The organism is Sphingomonas sp. IC4-52 (assembly GCF_020707225.1).
In the GTDB taxonomy this organism is placed as follows: Bacteria; Pseudomonadota; Alphaproteobacteria; order Sphingomonadales; family Sphingomonadaceae; genus Sphingomonas.
Genome location: NZ_JAJFEU010000004.1, coordinates 173,629 through 189,366 on the forward strand (window position 1 = coordinate 173,629; position 15,738 = coordinate 189,366).

15 protein-coding genes and 1 tRNA gene are annotated in these 15,738 nt (G+C 62.2%); 9 read left to right on the forward strand and 7 right to left on the reverse strand.

Annotation, left to right across the window (positions count from 1 at the left end):
• Positions 1-94: 94 nt before the first annotated feature.
• Positions 95-400 carry a 50S ribosomal protein L28 gene (gene rpmB / locus LK535_RS11715; protein ID WP_227772089.1) on the reverse strand — a complete coding sequence of 102 codons (306 nt, stop codon included), beginning with the start codon at positions 398-400 and terminating at the stop codon, positions 95-97.
• Positions 401-541: 141 nt separating this feature from the next.
• Here rpmB and LK535_RS11720 point away from each other — a divergent pair, with 141 nt between their 5' ends.
• Together LK535_RS11720 and LK535_RS11725 are read left to right on the forward strand one after the other, a co-directional pair.
• Positions 542-781, forward strand: coding sequence for a hypothetical protein (locus tag LK535_RS11720; RefSeq protein ID WP_227772090.1), 240 nt, complete (start codon positions 542-544; stop codon positions 779-781).
• Between the two features lie 86 nt (positions 782-867).
• Positions 868-1,317 carry a nucleoside deaminase gene (locus LK535_RS11725; protein ID WP_227772091.1) on the forward strand — a complete coding sequence of 150 codons (450 nt, stop codon included), beginning with the start codon at positions 868-870 and terminating at the stop codon, positions 1,315-1,317.
• Between the two features lie 80 nt (positions 1,318-1,397).
• Here the strand turns inward: LK535_RS11725 and LK535_RS11730 are convergent, their stop codons facing one another.
• Positions 1,398-2,084 carry an OmpA family protein gene (locus LK535_RS11730; protein ID WP_227772092.1) on the reverse strand — a complete coding sequence of 229 codons (687 nt, stop codon included), beginning with the start codon at positions 2,082-2,084 and terminating at the stop codon, positions 1,398-1,400.
• A 130-nt stretch (positions 2,085-2,214) separates the two neighbouring features.
• Here LK535_RS11730 and LK535_RS11735 point away from each other — a divergent pair, with 130 nt between their 5' ends.
• On the forward strand, positions 2,215-3,510 hold the full coding sequence (locus tag LK535_RS11735) for a hemolysin family protein (protein WP_227772093.1): 1,296 nt from the start codon (positions 2,215-2,217) through the stop codon (positions 3,508-3,510).
• A 254-nt stretch (positions 3,511-3,764) separates the two neighbouring features.
• Here the strand turns inward: LK535_RS11735 and lgt are convergent, their stop codons facing one another.
• On the reverse strand, positions 3,765-4,646 hold the full coding sequence (gene lgt, locus LK535_RS11740) for a prolipoprotein diacylglyceryl transferase (RefSeq protein WP_415837131.1): 882 nt from the start codon (positions 4,644-4,646) through the stop codon (positions 3,765-3,767).
• Positions 4,647-4,711: 65 nt separating this feature from the next.
• Here lgt and LK535_RS11745 point away from each other — a divergent pair, with 65 nt between their 5' ends.
• The gene (locus LK535_RS11745) at positions 4,712-6,424 is read left to right on the forward strand and encodes a class I adenylate-forming enzyme family protein (RefSeq protein WP_227772094.1); all 1,713 of its coding nucleotides are present in this window, start codon (positions 4,712-4,714) and stop codon (positions 6,422-6,424) included.
• Positions 6,425-6,533: 109 nt separating this feature from the next.
• Here the strand turns inward: LK535_RS11745 and LK535_RS11750 are convergent, their stop codons facing one another.
• Together LK535_RS11750 and LK535_RS11755 are read right to left on the reverse strand one after the other, a co-directional pair.
• Positions 6,534-7,550 (reverse strand): LLM class flavin-dependent oxidoreductase, encoded by a 1,017-nt coding sequence (locus tag LK535_RS11750; RefSeq protein WP_227772095.1) that lies wholly within the window; start codon positions 7,548-7,550, stop codon positions 6,534-6,536.
• Between the two features lie 143 nt (positions 7,551-7,693).
• A complete protein-coding gene (locus tag LK535_RS11755) occupies positions 7,694-8,467 on the reverse strand; it encodes a DUF1134 domain-containing protein (RefSeq protein ID WP_227772096.1) in 774 nt (257 codons plus the stop codon).
• Between the two features lie 176 nt (positions 8,468-8,643).
• Between LK535_RS11755 and LK535_RS11760 the strand changes: the two genes are divergently transcribed.
• From LK535_RS11760 to LK535_RS11770, 3 genes are all read left to right on the forward strand, one after another.
• Positions 8,644-8,733, forward strand: a tRNA-Ser gene (locus LK535_RS11760).
• Positions 8,734-9,165: 432 nt separating this feature from the next.
• The gene (locus tag LK535_RS11765) at positions 9,166-10,617 is read left to right on the forward strand and encodes a site-specific DNA-methyltransferase (protein WP_227772097.1); all 1,452 of its coding nucleotides are present in this window, start codon (positions 9,166-9,168) and stop codon (positions 10,615-10,617) included.
• Positions 10,617-11,054 (forward strand): DUF5681 domain-containing protein, encoded by a 438-nt coding sequence (locus LK535_RS11770; protein WP_227772098.1) that lies wholly within the window; start codon positions 10,617-10,619, stop codon positions 11,052-11,054. Before LK535_RS11765 ends, LK535_RS11770 begins: the two co-directional genes overlap by 1 nt.
• Before the next feature lie 46 nt (positions 11,055-11,100).
• On the opposite strand, the gene LK535_RS11775 is transcribed toward LK535_RS11770, so the two are convergent.
• The gene (locus LK535_RS11775; RefSeq protein ID WP_227772099.1) at positions 11,101-12,045 is read right to left on the reverse strand and encodes a restriction endonuclease; all 945 of its coding nucleotides are present in this window, start codon (positions 12,043-12,045) and stop codon (positions 11,101-11,103) included.
• Positions 12,046-12,142: 97 nt separating this feature from the next.
• Between LK535_RS11775 and LK535_RS11780 the strand changes: the two genes are divergently transcribed.
• Positions 12,143-12,355: a helix-turn-helix domain-containing protein gene (locus LK535_RS11780; protein ID WP_227772100.1), complete on the forward strand. Its 213-nt coding sequence runs from the start codon at positions 12,143-12,145 to the stop codon at positions 12,353-12,355.
• Between the two features lie 595 nt (positions 12,356-12,950).
• Here LK535_RS11780 and LK535_RS11785 read toward each other — a convergent pair.
• The gene (locus LK535_RS11785; protein WP_227772101.1) at positions 12,951-14,138 is read right to left on the reverse strand and encodes a glycosyltransferase; all 1,188 of its coding nucleotides are present in this window, start codon (positions 14,136-14,138) and stop codon (positions 12,951-12,953) included.
• Positions 14,139-14,387: 249 nt separating this feature from the next.
• Here LK535_RS11785 and LK535_RS11790 point away from each other — a divergent pair, with 249 nt between their 5' ends.
• Positions 14,388-15,713: a hypothetical protein gene (locus LK535_RS11790; RefSeq protein ID WP_227772102.1), complete on the forward strand. Its 1,326-nt coding sequence runs from the start codon at positions 14,388-14,390 to the stop codon at positions 15,711-15,713.
• Positions 15,714-15,738: the final 25 nt, after the last annotated feature.

Here is a 15,738-nt window from a genome sequence, read left to right on the forward strand (position 1 = left end):
ATTGCAGAACCAGTATTGCACGACATGTCGCACGAACGCCGAAGGCCCGCCACCCCGAGGGGTGACAGGCCGTCGCCGCATACCAGCGCGCCGATTAGGCGGCGGTGGCGGTGTCGGTCGTGGTGCGCTTCTTGACGATGTCGCGCTTCAGGCGACGTGCGCGGAGCGACAGCTTCTCGTCGCTGGTCTTCACCAGCCAGTTGTCGAGACCGCCGTTGTGCTCGACAGAGCGCAGGCCGTGCGTCGACACGCGCAGGCGCACGCTGCGCTCCAGCACGTCCGAGATCAGCGTCACGTTCTGCAGGTTAGGCAGGAAAGTACGCTTGGTCTTGTTGTTGGCGTGGGAAACATTGTGTCCCACCTGCCGGCCCTTGCCGGTCAGCTCGCAGATGCGCGACATGGTTCGTGATCCTGAGTTTCGGGTTGGCCCGGAAAGTGGGCGCCACTAGCGACACGATCTCGAATCGTCAAGCGGCGGGCCGTGCAACTTACCTCCCATCACGTTCGTTGTTGCGTCAGCGAATCGAATGGAGACCGGAACATGCGCGCTCTTCTTGTTCTTCTCGGCATTGCCGCGCTCGTGATCCTGGCAGGCATGGCGACCGGCTTCATCAACATCGACCAGACCCAAACCGCCAAGCTTCCCCGAATTGAGGGCGGACAAGCGCCTGAATTCAAGGCAGATGTCGGCAAGATTGATCTGGGCACCGAAAAGAAGGTGATCGAAGTGCCCAAGGTGGATGTCCAGAAGCCGGGCGCGGCACCGACCCCGGCGCAATAAGCCGAGGTTCTGCCCGCGGCTGCTAGCCGGCCGCTGCTTGATCGCACGCGTTCAATTTTTCTGCGGCCTGACCTAAGGAGGCCGCTATGTTCCCGCTACCTCGCCCGATGCGCGCTGCGCTTGATGCCGCCCGTGCCGCGGCACGTGAAGGCGAAGTTCCGGTCGGGGCAGTCATCACGCGGGGTGACGAGGTTATCGCCACAGCCGCCAATGCGCCACGGCGTCTTTGCGACCCGACCGCCCATGCCGAGATGCTGGCGATTCGAGCGGCGGCTCGCGCGCTGAGCCGCGACCGGCTGGAGGATTGCGACCTTTGGGTGACACTGGAGCCGTGCGCGATGTGTGCGGGCGCGATTGCGCATTCCCGCCTGCGCCGGGTCTATTATGGCGCTCGCGATCCGAAGGGCGGGGCGGTGGAACATGGCCCGCGTTTCTTCGCGCAGCCGACCTGCCACCATCGTCCGGAGGTTTATCCCGACATCGGTGCCGAAGAATCGGCTGGGCTCTTGCGGGAGTTCTTCGCCGGGCGGCGGTGACCTTCCGGCGGGAAGGTCTGGTGCATGAAGAGGTGGCAAACGGCGCGGTGCCGCTTCTCACCTCTCCACACGTCAGTTGATCAGTTGCGGTAGCCGACCTCGCTCTCCAGGATCGGCACGATCTTGATTTCCACGCGGCGGTTGGCGGCGCGGCCGTCCTCGGTTTCGTTGGTCGCGATCGGCTGCGTTTCGCCGAAGCCGCGCGTGCCGATACGGGCGCGTGTCACGCCGCGGGACGACAGGTAATCGGCGACTGCCGCAGCACGCCGTTCCGAAAGCCCCTGATTGTAAGCGTCGCTGCCGTTCGAATCCGTGTGGCCGTACACGTCGACATAGGTCCGGTTGTAATCACTCAGCACCCTTGCGACTTCATCAAGGGTACGCTGGAACTGCGGCTGAACCGTCGCCGAATCATAGGCGAAATTGATGCCGCTCGGGATGTTGAGCAGCAAATCGTCGCCCTGGCGGATCACCTGCACGTCGGTGCCGGCGGTGCGGGCGCGCATTTCACGCTCCTGCCTGTCCATGTAGGCGCCGATCCCGGCACCAGCGATACCGCCAATGCCAGCGCCGACGATCTTCTCGGTACGGTCACGCCGACCGCCGACGAGATCGCCAAGGAGGTAGCCGCCCAGCGCGCCGCCGATGCCGCCGATGGCTGCCTTGGAGATTCCCCGCTCGCCCGTTTCCGGATCGGTCGTACAACCCGCAGTGGCCAATAATGCGCAGCCCGCAAGTGCGGCGGTGAACCCGGATCTCCGCTTCATTGTGTCTCATTCCTCCATGTTCTGACGGTAAAACCAGCCTGTTCGGCGGGTTGTTCCGCTTCCGTGCTGAACCGTGGCTGACGCGAGAGGTTGCCGGCCATGAGAAATGCCGCCAAGAAGGCCATCTACCATGCCACCGCCGTTCCCCTGGATCGACGTCCTGATCATTCTCACGCTGGTCGCCCTCAACGGCGTCTTTGCGATGAGCGAGCTTGCAATCGTATCTGCGCGCAAGGCGCGGCTGGACGCCATGGTGCGTGCCGGCCGGCGCGGTGCCCGTGCCGCTATCGATCTTGCCGCCGATCCGGGCAAATTCCTCTCCACAGTGCAGATCGGGATCACCCTGATCGGTATCATCAACGGCGCCTATTCCGGTGCAAGCCTTGGCGCGCCGACCGCGGCGCGGCTGGCGGCGCTTGGCGTGCCGGCGCACATTGCCGATAATCTTGGCGTGGCGCTGGTCATCGGCCTGACGACCTATGCCTCGCTGATCATTGGAGAGCTGGTTCCCAAGCAGGTTGCCCTGCGCAACCCGGAGCCGGTCGCGGTGTGGGTCGCGCTGCCGATGACGTGGCTTGCTAGCCTGACGAAGCCGCTGGTCTGGATGCTTGATGCGTCCAGCGCGCTGATCTTTCGCCTGCTGCGGCTGAACCGGGAATCGGAGGAGCATGTCACGGCGGAGGAGTTGCACCTGATCGTGGCGGAGGCGTCAAAGTCCGGGGTGATCGAGGAGCATGAGCGCTCCATCATCTCTGGCGTGGTGCGCCTGGCCGACCGGCCGGTGCGCGAGGTGATGACGCCGCGCACCGAAGTCGACTGGCTGGACGCTGGGCTCAGCGACACGGCCATTCGGGCCAAGATCCTGGCAACGCCGCACAGCCGCCTGCCGGTGGCGGATGGCTCTATCGATGCGGTAATCGGCGTGGTTCAGGCGCGGGATGTGGCTGCTGCCCTGGCGCGGGGCGAGACGCTGGATCTGCGTCAGCTGGTGCGCAAGGCGCCGTTCGTTGTCGACCAGATCGACGCCATGGATGCACTGGATGCGTTGCGCCGCGCGGAAGTGCCGATGGCCTTGATCCATGACGAATATGGTCATTTCGAAGGCATCGTAACGCCGGCCAATCTGCTGGCTGCGATCGCTGGCGAGTTCGCTTCGGATGCGGAGCCAGGTGAGGCGCCGAACATCGTGGAGCGCGATGACGGGACGTTGCTGGTGTCCGGCACGACTGCTGCCGATTCGCTGGCCGAGCGCCTGGGGATCGAGCTTCCCGAGGATCGTGATTACGCGACGGTCGCCGGGCTGGCGCTGGCGATCTTCCGGCACCTGCCGGCGGAAGGCGAGAGCTTCATCGAACAGGGCTGGCGCTTCGAGGTGGTCGACCTTGATGGGCGGCGTATTGACAAGCTGCTCGTGAGCGAAGCTTGAGGGTGTAGAACCTAGGCGGAGCGCTGCGACGCCAGAGAATCGATCATCGGGAGACTGGCGGACGCTTGTTCAGCGCCGCCAGCGGATGAGCCGGAACGTGGCGCGGGCGCCTCTCCGATGCAAAGCGCGTACATCCGTTCCGCAAACTGGCGGCTGCCCAGATGCTGTAGTCCCGCGGTCAAACGCGCCCGTCCGGTAAGACGACGGGGGATGGCGGCTGCTACGCCGAGGCGCAGCAGCCACATCCTTGATGATCAGGCGACGCTTTGGCCGCCGGCGATTGGCTCAACCCGCTGACGGCGACGTGCTGCCGTGGCGACAAGGTACAGCCCGCCAGCGATCATCGGCAGGCACAGCAGCTGCCCCATGTGGATTGTGGTGGCAAAGAACGTGCCGGCGAATTGCGAGTCCGGCTCTCGGAAGAACTCCACGAAGAAGCGTGCGAGACCATAGCCCGTCAGGAAGACGCCGACGAGCTTGCCTGGCTGATACCGGGCCTCGGTGCGCCAGAAGAAGAACCACAGAACGGCCAGGAGGACGATGCCTTCCAGCCCAGCCTCATAAAGCTGGCTTGGGTGCCGGGCGGGTTCAGGAAAGCCGGTCGGGACGGTGCGTGAGAAGACGATGGCCCAAGGCACGTCGGTCGGCTTGCCCCAAAGCTCGCCATTCACGAAATTGGCCAGGCGACCGAACAGCAGCCCGAAGGGCACGACGCAGGCGACGTAATCGTGGATGCGAAGCCAGTTCAGCCCGTTCTTGCGCGCGAACAGGATGATCGCGAGACTGGTGCCGATAACCCCGCCGTGGAAGCTCATGCCGCCATCCCACAACCGCAAGATGCGCAGTGGGTGGAGGATCATGTCCGGGGCGTAGAACAGCACATAGCCGAGCCGGCCGCCCAGGATGATGCCCAGCGTGGCGTAGAACACCAGGTCGTCGGCATGTCGTCGCGCCATCGGGGCGCCCGGCTGAGCGAGAAGCTTCAGCAGGTACCACCAGCCGATGACGATGCCCGCGATATAGGCGAGGCTGTACCAGCGCAGCGTGAAGAAGCCGATGGAGAAGACGTCGGGATGCAGCCCGAGATCGTCGAAGCGGATATGGCCGGCGGCCGCGGCAAACATGGGCAGGATCAAGGCTTTTCCCTCTGGCGTCACGCCTGCATAAGGGCCCGCGACAGCAGGACCAAGCGGAGAGACGCATGAAGACCGAACTAGATCTCAAGATGGACGCGACCATGGCCGCGTTGACGGGGGAGGGCGGTCCGCTTGCGCTCGGATCCATGGAGCGATTCGGTCAGACCTTGCCCATCATCGCTGCGGCTCCTCCTTCGCTGCCGGCCTATTTCGCGCATTACAGCCAGCAGCATGCTGCCACCGAGTTCCTCGTCGCGGGTGACGAGCGCCTCACCTATGCCGAAGTCTATGCCAAGGCGCAGGAAGTCGCCCGGGCGCTGGTAACAGGCTTTGGCGTGAAGAAGGGCGACCGGGTCGGCATCGCGGCCCGCAACTCCCCGTCCTGGATTGTGATCTACATGGGCATCCTGATGGCGGGCGGTGTCGCCACCCTGCTCAACGGCTGGTGGCAGTCGGAGGAGCTTCAGGCTGGCGTCGAAGACGTCGGGTGCACCCTGGTTTTTGCCGATCCGCCGCGCTGCAAGCGTCTCGCCGCCCTGCCGCAGCTATCTGCCAAGGTGGTCGAGTTCGACGACCTGAAACCGCTTGCCACGGCACTGGGCCCGATCGTCGCGAAAGCATCTGGCGACGCCACGATGCCTGAGGTCGGCCCGGACGATCATGCCACCATCCTCTTTACCTCCGGTTCGACCGGCCAGTCGAAGGGCGCGCTGTCCACGCATCGCCAGGTAACGCAGGGCGTGTTCAATTATCTCGCCTCCGCGCTCATGATGCTCGCTCTGGCGGCGCAGGAAGGACAGGAGGCGAGCGGCCTGCAACCCTCCACTCTGTTGAATGTGCCGCTGTTCCACGTGACGGCCGAGGTGCCGGTCTTCCTTCAGTCGTTCGCGATTGGTCGCAAGCTGGTGCTGATGCCGAAGTGGGACGCGGAAGAGGCGATGCGCCTGATCGAGCAGGAAAAGATCACCTATTTCGTCGGCGTTCCGCTCATGAGCTTTGAGCTGCTGAACCATCCAAACCGGCACAAATATGACCTGTCCAGCGTAGCGGACATCGCCGCTGGCGGCGCGCCGCGCCCGGTCGAGCATGTGAAGCGAATCAACGAGGAGATGGAGGGGGCGCCGCTCATCGGTTACGGTCTGACCGAAACGAACGGGGTCGGTACCGGCAATTGGCGCACCAATTACCTGGCCAAGCCGAACTCCGCGGGACGCCCCTCGATGCCGCTGGTGGACCTCGCCATCCTTGACGACGCGGGCAGGCCAGTGCCGCAGGGTGAACGGGGCGAAGTGTCGATCCGTTCGGCGGCGTGTTTCCAGGAATATTGGGGCAAGCCCGAGGCCACTGAGGCCTGCTACACCGCCGACGGTTATTTTCGCACCGGCGACATCGGCTATCTGGACGAGGACGGTTACCTCTTCATCGTTGATCGCAAGAAGGACATCATCATTCGCGGCGGCGAGAACATCAGCTGTCAGGAGGTAGAGGAGGCGCTCTACCAGCATCCGGATGTCGCCGAGGCAGCCGTGTTCGGGCTGGCGGATGACAAATATGGCGAAGTCCCAGGTGCCGTCATTCATCTGGCCCAGCCGGGCGCCGTCACCGTGGATGACCTTTGCGCCTTCCTCACGCAACATATCGCGGCGTTCAAGGTGCCCCAGCGTATCTGGCTGTCCAACGATCCGCTGCCGCGGCTTGGGACTGAGAAGATCGACAAGGTCAGCCTGCGAAACAAGTATCGCGCGCTGGCCGCGGCACAGACCCAGGTTTCGGAATAGGATACCCGGTTACTGGCATGGAGGAGCGGCGGCGGGCTCGGCTCGCCGCCGCACGTCTCCAACATCGCGCGATGGCGAGCTCCGCTATGCAGGTCCGACGAACGGACCGTCAGCGCCAGCCGAGTGCGGGCGCCACGTGCGTCAGGATGCTTTCAATCACATGCGTGTTGTAGGCGACGCCTAACTGGTTCGGCACCGTCAGCAGCAAGGTGTCGGCTTCTGCTATCGCCTCGTCGGCGCGCAATTGCTCCACCAGCCGGTCAGGCTCCGCGGCATAGGACCGGCCGAACACGGCGCGCATGTTGTCAATGACGCCGATCTGATCACTGTCCGATCCGGCGCCGAAATATTGCCGGTCCCGATCGTTCACCAGCGCGAAGATTGAACGCGACACCGACACGCGCGGCTCCCGCGTGTGGCCGGCCTCCTTCCAGGCGGCGCGATAGGCGCGGATCTGCTTCGCCTGTTGCACATGGAACGGCTCGCCGGTCTCATCTGCCTTCAGCGTCGAGCTCTGCAGGTTCATGCCCTGCTGCGCCGCCCAGATTGCGGTCGCGTTCGATCCGGAGCCCCACCAGATCCGCTCGCGCAGCCCGGCGGAGAACGGTTCGAGGCGCAACAGACCGGGCGGGTTCGGGAACATCGGGCGCGGATTGGGCCGGGCAAAGCCTTCGCCCTTCAGCAGTTCGTAAAATACCTCACCGTGCCGACGGCCCATGTCCGCGTCGCTGCTGCCCTCTGCCGGCGTATAGCCAAAGTAGCGCCACCCCTCGATCACCTGCTCAGGGGAGCCGCGACTGATGCCAAGCTGAAGCCGGCCGCCGCTGATCAGGTCAGCGGCTCCTGCGTCCTCCGCCATGTAGAAGGGGTTCTCGTAGCGCATGTCGATCACGCCAGTGCCGATTTCGATCCGTCTGGTGCGGGCGCCGACCGCGGCGAGCAGGGGAAAGGGCGAGGCGAGTTGCTGTGCGAAATGGTGGACGCGGAAATAGGCGCCGTCGGCGCCCAGTTCTTCCGCGGCGACCGCAAGCTCGATCGATTGAAGCAGCACGTCGCTTGCCGAGCGCGTGGCTGAATGGGGGGCGGCCGACCAATGGCCGAACGAAAGAAAGCCGATCTTCTTCATGCTGGCTGATTCCGGCGCTGCGTCGACCCGATGTGACGCAGCAATCTGGTTCAGCATATGGGCCGCGCCGCTGCGTGACCAAGGCGCCGATCGGAGACGATCCGTTTCGCAGTCGGCGCTTCAGCCCGGCGCTTGGCCGTGTCTCAGAACGGCAGCCAGTTCGATTTTTGGGTGAATTTCATGTACCCGACATTCACGCCTGCCCGGTATCCGACGCCGAGCCGCACAGGGATCAGCACGACGTTGCCGCGCCGCAAGTAGGTCGCAGCAAATCCGCCAACGAAGTACAAGCGTCCCTCAGCCGCGGGAAAGCGGCGGTACAGGTCGGCCGTGTCGTACAGATTATAGACCAGCACGAAAACCTTGTTGGCATCGCCGCCCACGTCGAAGCCGACCGAAGGACCGGTCCAATAGACCGGCATCTGCCCCTCTACCTTGTGGGTCATGATCCCCGAACCGTAGCGCAGGCCGACGACAAACGCGCCCGCAGCCTCGCGACCCGCGATATAGGCGTTCGGCTCGCCCTGCTCCGACAGGATCTTTTCGATGATCGACGCGAAGCCTTCTGCGCCCTTTCCGAACAGTCCCTCGCCAGCTCCGATCAGATCATCCCGTTTGAACGTAGTGTCCGCCTGAGTGGTCGCCTCCGCTCGAGCATCGGCGCCGGCCGACGGAGCAGGCGCTGGCGTCTGGGCGGGCAGCGGCGCTTCGAGCGGCGGCGAATCCTGATTGACTGGCGTATCCTCGTTTGATGTCGGTTCCCTATAGGTCTGTGCCCGTGCCGGAGGTGGCGGCACGCGCGGCCCGGAAAGATCACCGTCGATCGACTGATTGGGATCGATCGTCCGCACTTGTGCCGGTGCAGCACCAGCAAGCGAGGTGGCGATCATCGCCACGGCGATCATGAACTTGCGCATCTTTACCATTCCCCCGGGCAGACCCCGATTGGCTACCATAAGCAAGACCGTGCTTTCACGGCAATGAACGGTGCGCCGGACGGAGTCCGTCCCGCGGCCGATCGAATCGCGCGACCATGTCGCGGACAGTTGATCCGCCCCGCGCACCCCGCTATAGCCGCGCTTCCGCCAGGCCCGGAGACGTGGGTGAGTGGCTGAAACCAACGCTTTGCTAAAGCGTCGTACGGGAAACCGTACCGAGGGTTCGAATCCCTCCGTCTCCGCCACCCAATCACAAAATTGCAGATCGTACGTCGACTGACGCCGTAGAACGGCGCAGTTCTGCGCCTTTGTGCCTGGCAAACTGCCGGGCGGAGAGCCCCGCTCTATCGGCAGCGGGCACGTCCGCGTCGGCTTTCTCTTACGTCTCTGCAGTCGGTACGGTTTCCCTGCTATTCCCTGCCAAGCGGCACTGCGCTCATTTTGGCAGGTCGAAAGGAGCCTGGGGCATCGAAAAGTCCCGCAAAAGCGGCATGTTAGCAGCAGCGTTCCCTGCAAAACGCGGCAGGGAAACCGGAACGTCGCGGCAGCGTAGGCACAGCATCGTTGCAGTGAAAAGTGCTTGCCCGCCGCCCAACGAAAGTAAAGTTGGCGGCGGACCGGTGAACCTCAAGAATTCGCTTTTGTTGTCGCAAGTATAAACTTCGCCATCTGCGGCCTTGACGCGTCCGTTACAGCAAACTAATTGCGGCCACAGAAGACGAGGCCCTGAGTTCGATGTGGCTGGCGTCTTCGTGCTTTGTCGCGATCCGCCGTTTGGAGGTGATGACGTGACAAAGATGACGACCGATTATGGCTCTAACAGAGCCTCAGCCGTCGGCCACTGGGACATGGTGGCGATCGTGGATTTGACGCGCGCGGGGCGGCGGACGCGGACACACAGCGGCAAGAAGCGGCAGACGCTTGAGGCCAGCATCCGCGAGTACGGGATCCTGGATCCCCTTACGATCAACAGCGCCAACGTCATCGTCGATGGGCACCTGCGGTTTGAGGTCGCGCGGAAGCTCGGCTTCAGGGATGTGCCGGTCGTCCGGATATCTCACCTCAGCGACACTGAACTGCGGGCCTACGCCATCGCCGCCAACAAGCTGCCGTCGGTGTCGAACTACGACCTCGATGCGTTGCGCATCGAACTGGAGGAAATCAGGGCAGACGTTCCCACGATGGATCTGACGCTCACCGGCTTCACCATCGGAGAGCTGGATCGTCTGGATGGCCGCTATCGCGCGGGTATCTATGACGACCTGGACGAGGAAGTGCTGGAAAGCTCCGACCCGCCGAAGGCAAGGCCTGGCGATCTGTATGCGCTCGGAAACCACAGGATCATCTGCGGAGATAGCCTGGATCCAGCTGTTTACGAGGCTCTGATGGGTACGGAGCGAGCGTCGTGCTGCTTCACCGACCCGCCGTACAACGTGAAGATCCAGGGGCACGTGACCAGTTCGGCCAAACACGATAACTTCGCCATGGCCTCAGGTGAAATGACGCAGGGCGAGTTCGAGCGCTTTCTTCGCAGGGCGATGGCAAATGTCGTGGCCCGGCTCACCGATGGTGCAATCGCTTTTGTGTGCATGGACCATGCCCATCTGCTGGAATTGCTCCGCGTCGGCGAGCAGGTGTTCAGCGAGCGCCTGAACATCTGCATGTGGGACAAGGGTCGGGGCGGGATGGGCTCACTCTATCGCAGTCAGCACGAATGCATCGCGGTGTTCAAGAACGGCTCCGCGCCACACCGCAATAACATCGCGTTGGGCAAGAACGGGCGTGATCGGACCAACGTCTGGTCCTTTCCCGGCATGATCGGCTTCGGAAAGACCAGACAAAAGGCGCGGGAGCTACACCCAACGGTCAAGCCGGTGGCCCTCATGGCGGAAGCGCTGCTGGATGTGACCGCGGTCGGTGATCGCGTGCTCGACCCATTTGGCGGGTCCGGCAGTACGTTGATCGCTGCCGAGCGCACGGGGCGCCACGCGCGCCTCATCGAGCTGGATCCGATCTATGTCGATCGAACGATCGCGCGCTGGGAGAAGCTGACCGGCCGACAGGCTGAGCTTCTTCACCGGGAAACGACAGCTCCTGTTGTGGCCGAAGATCTCGAGGAGCAGGCCTAATGGGGCAGTATGATGACCGCGACTACAAAGTAGGCAAGGGCAAGCCGCCGATCGAGCACCGGTTCAAGAAGGGGCGCTCCGGCAATCCGAAGGGGCCACGCCACAAGAAGAAGGCAAAGGATGCAACACTGGAAGTGTTAGCTTTCGAAGCGGTGAACGAAATGGTGACGGTTGTCATAGCCGGTCGCGAACGAAGGATCACGAAGAAGCAGGCAATCCTCCTCGGGGTTGTCAATGATGCGCTGACTGGAACGCCAGCGCAGCGCCTCAAAGCGGTGAAGGAGCTGCGTGAAATCGGCGCGTTTGCGCCGACGGTTGAGGATCAGCGGCTTACGCCTGAGATGAGGGACGAGCGCGCCCGTCAATTCATCGATCGGCTGATTGAAGCAGGTAAGCGCACCGAATCCATGCAGGAACTTTTCAAGGACTATGAATGACCCTTGCAAGTCACGCAGGCGCGAACGCGGCTGCAGGCCGCTGCCATCAATGCGCCCGGGCAATCACCCAATCGACCAGTCCAGCGTTGATCGAGAGTTCGGCAACCTCTCCATCCAGTACCAACTCCAGGCGCCGGCCATTCGTAGACGGCGGTGCGGCAAGATCGCCTTCGGGCGAGTGGCAGATGAGCATGATGCGCTCGCCCGCTGTTCTCGCGCCGAGCCGCCGGGCGTAATCGTCCACCATCCGCTGGTTCGCCTTTGACTTGACCTGCACCGACATGCGTTCGCGCGTGAACGATTGCTCCACCACGAGATCGACGTCCTTCGTTGTGCCGCCAAGCGATGACACTCTTATCCAGCCAGTGCGCGCCAGCGCCAGATCGATGAATTGTTCGAAGTCGCGCCACGTCAGGCGCTGGATCAAGCTGCGCAGATGCTGCTTCAACTCGTCGCGCGCCGCAGCGATAGCGGCCTGGACCGGATCTGGCACGGCATTGATGTAGCTTCGGCACAGCGTCTCCTGCTCTTTCGTCAGGCCGCAGATTGTGCGCCGGTAGCTCTGAAGCTGTGAAAGGCGCGTACTTAGACGATCCGCATCGAGTACGATCCCATTCACGTCCCGGTCGCTCCAACCACCATGCGCGACCCTGTAGAACGCCGCATCTGTGGCATCGTCGTCGGCGGTTGCATGAACCTCCGGCTCGGCAAAGCACCACCACATCCGGCCACGGGCGAAGGTGATCCACATCGTGCCAGGATCAGCGTCGAAGAAAGCACGTGCTTCATTGGTGTACCCGGTCGCCGTGGCTGGGAGCCGCCCTTGCGCGATGTAAGCCTGCGTTACCGCCCTCCAGTCACCATTGAGAGCTGCGAGGTGACTATCGCCACCGGTGCCCCATTCGAGCCTCCCGCGATCCAGCGCGCTCTCCCACCCACCACCAGCGCCAGGCTTGATATAGCGAATTGTCGAGGGGGTAATCTGGTTCATGACCACTGAAGTCGCTTGCGTGCGACGGCAAGTCCAGTCAGAAATGGTACTCATCGTCCGTGGATAGTGCGTCTACATCGCTGCTGATGCAGAGGGGATGGACGTACGCCAGCGCCTCGGAGCCAATCTGCGTCGCTTGCGGCGGGCGAAGGGCATGGGCCAGGAAAAGTTCGCGCTCGAGTTTGGGATTGATCGCACGTACATCAGCGGGATCGAGCGCGGTGCGCGTAACCCAACCATTACGGTGGTGCAGCGCCTGGCGGACGCTTTGGAGGTTCCCATCACCGAACTGTTTGCCGAGATCGAGTAAGCTCCATCCCGGTTGACGATGCCCCGGCTGCGACAAAGCTGCATATGGACTTCGGGAGGGTCGTCGCGCTTCGTGCCAAGGCTATGGCAGACGACCGCGACCACGTTCATCAACTTCGCACCCGAGCAGGCATGATGATGGAAGATGCGCATCAAGCAGCAGTTATCGACGAGAGCGCTCTGACAATCGCCTTTCCCATTGCCGCTGTTCGCCACGCCGGCGCAACAATGCTCTCGCTGGCGGATGCTGCTGAGCGATTGTGGCAATCCAGTTCGCGAGTTGCGGACAACGAAGACTCTTAGCTGAACGGGGTATCGCAGCTACCAGTGTCAGCTGATCCCGGCGGGCATAGGCTCTCTGACTTAGCGCGAAATTTTCTGCCCGCTCGACCTGATCCAACCGACTGATCCGAGGTCGGACCTTTGCCGCGGGCGCGGCAGCAGCGCCCCCAGCCGCCTGGAGCGGTCTGAAAGCGAACTTGGTCTCGCACTTGTCGTGCGCACAGACCGATTTGCTGAGGCCGCACGGCGGCTGATAGTTGGTGCGACCACACACGCATTCAAACTGACCGCGGAACACCTTGAACTCGTTCCACTCAGGTTAGCGTTCCTGCAATCACCGCATCGTTCAACGCGTTGTATTGCCGCGTCATTACCGCGGTAGTGAACTCGCGCAGTACTCCCTCTCGCGCTTTTTGAACGAGTCGCTGCCGCAGCGCATCGTCAGCTAGCAGACGGCCAATTGCCGCAGCGAGCGCCTCCGCGTCGCCCGGGGGTACAGTCAAGGCTGTTTCGTTGTTGCGTGACACGTCACTGACACCCGTTGGAAGCTCGCTCGCAACCACCGCGGCGCCGAGCAGCATAGCTTCTAGCTGCGAAATGCCGAACGCCTCAGTGATCTCGGTAGAAGGAAAGGCGAACACATCGATTGCGCTGAGCAGCTTTAATTTATCCCGATGGGAGATCTCGCCGATAAAATGGACGCGGTCTGCGATCATGAGCTCAATTGCCAATGCCCGCATCTCCGCTTGATAAGGTCCCTTTCCACCAATCGCGAGATGAACGCCGGGAAGTCGAGCGATCGCCTGTAATAAAATGTCTATGCCCTTGTAGCGTGCGTGGCGTCCCACGAAACCGATCAATGGTTGGTCACCTGCCAACTCGCGGCGCCAAGCTCCCGCCTCGGCGAGAAGTACTTCGTCTACCGTATAATCGCTTGGCTCGATGCCCAGCGGCACGGCGCGGGTTGGGACTTTTACCCGCAGGTCTGCAGACACATGCGCGTTTTTCAGCGAGGTCACGATTAGAAGCGTTGCCCGTTTCAAGACTTTATCGTACAGGTTCCGCGCCAATCTGCGCAATTTTGGCCGCCCATAAATATCCATGTGATGAACAACGATCGTCTTTTTCGCTGGCCGTAGTGCCAGCGCAAGAGAGGCAACGACGTTGGGAGCATGAAAATGTATGACGTCTGCCCGGCTACAGAGTACCGCTAGGAAATATCCGATACTGATCGGCTGAGACTTTGCCGTGAAGTGCACCGGATATCTTCTTACACCAACGCCGTAAACACATTCACTAGAAAATCCAGGCTCACTGTTAAAAGAGATAACCTGCACATCATTGGTTTGAACCATGCCTTCGCAAAAAATACGAGTAGCATTCTCTATGCCGCCATTATAGGGATGATAATACTTAGCTAAAACTAACACACTTGGTTTCTTAGAGATCACGCCGGCATTCTTCTTTTTATCAATCCTATCCAGAGTGTATCTACTGATCATCATTCGGTTCCGTTCCCGACAGTCTTGCGGGGTGATTTACCTAGGGAGTAAGCCGCGTGACAAGCCGATATCCCGCATGACACGGAGCCTCGGATGGGTGTTAGTAGCAAGAGCGGTGGAACGGTGGGCGTCGATCGTAGGCGCTTTATCGCTCTAGGCGCAGTGATATCCGCCGCGGGGCATGCCAGTCCCGCGAAATCGATGTCGTTTGGGAGCGTGCCAGACGATTCATCCAAAGTACCGGCGGTCGTGGCGGACACCAATGCACTGGCGCTGGTTGGAGGAGTTGAAAATGCTGTTACGTACACCTTGGCATTCGATGCTCAAGACCGGACAGGCCTGGGTGGTGCGCGCTATCGGCTGGTGCCCCGCCAGCATGGCGCCGCACTGGGCGGGGCTGACCGCTGGAATTTTACCTCCGCCACGCCCGGTTTAGAATGGCAATTGGCAGAGGAGCGTCCTAATCCCGAGATGTTTGGTGCACTTGGTGATGGGGAGGCCGACGACACTGCTGCCTTGCAGGCGGGCCTTGACTACCTAGCGCAGGCATTCGGGGGGGGCGAGTTGCTTTTGGCGCCGCGGCGCTATCGCGTCGGGGCTCTTTCGCTGCCTAAAGCGACGGGGATTGTCGGCAGCAGCGGCGGCTTCGCTCCTCATTATCCCGCTACTCTGAATGCCAGCATCCATACTCTACTGCTAAACGCGGGCGCCACCGTCACAATGCGCGAGGCGAGCACGATGCAGGGCGTGGTACTTCGCCCTTATGGCATGGCGTTTCCGCAGGGTTCAGGCGAGATCGCGCGTTGGCGCGGCACTGCGATCACGATTGCTCCCGAAAGCTCGGGAGTGCACATCGGTCGCGGCATGATCGTCGGCTTCTCGCAGGCTATCCTGGCCGCGGGCGCCGGGCCGATTTATCGGACCCGAATCGAGGACATGAGCATCGACTGTCACAACGGCATCTCGCTCAGCAACGTGCCCGACGTTGCTTATTTAACGCGTGTCCATGCATGGAACTTCGCGTCGACCGGCAGAGGCGAGCGCAATGACACAGCGCGCTCAGGTACCGCTTTCTACTTCGGCAAGCGGGCGGACTGGTGCAAAATCACCGACTGCTTCTGCTTCGGCTATGAAATTGGGTTCGAGCTGGAGGACGTGGCTGACTGCACGCTGACGGGCTGTGGCGCCGATCACAAGGCACGGCGGCCGAGCGAGGCGAGCAGTACCGGGTTTAAGCTGCACGGCCGCGCGCGTAACAACCGGCTGATCGGGTGTCAGGCGGCAGCACAGGGACGCGGCATACACTTAGCGACTAATCCGGGCGAGCCCCAACTGACCAACCACATACAGGGCGGTACGGTGTGGGACAACGCCGTCGGGTTGGAGATATCGGCAGGACACGCGATGGTGAGCGATTTAGCTATGCGCGTGCGCGGAGGCGTAAAGATCGGTGCTGCAGCGGCGGGTGGGCGCTTAAGCGGGCTGTCGTTCGAGAACATAGCCATGCCTCAGATCGTCGGCGACCCGGTAGCGATGCCTCGCTTTAACAACGACAAACCCGTGCTGATCGGGTAGTCGATTCTTTGTTTCTCGCTTCCAT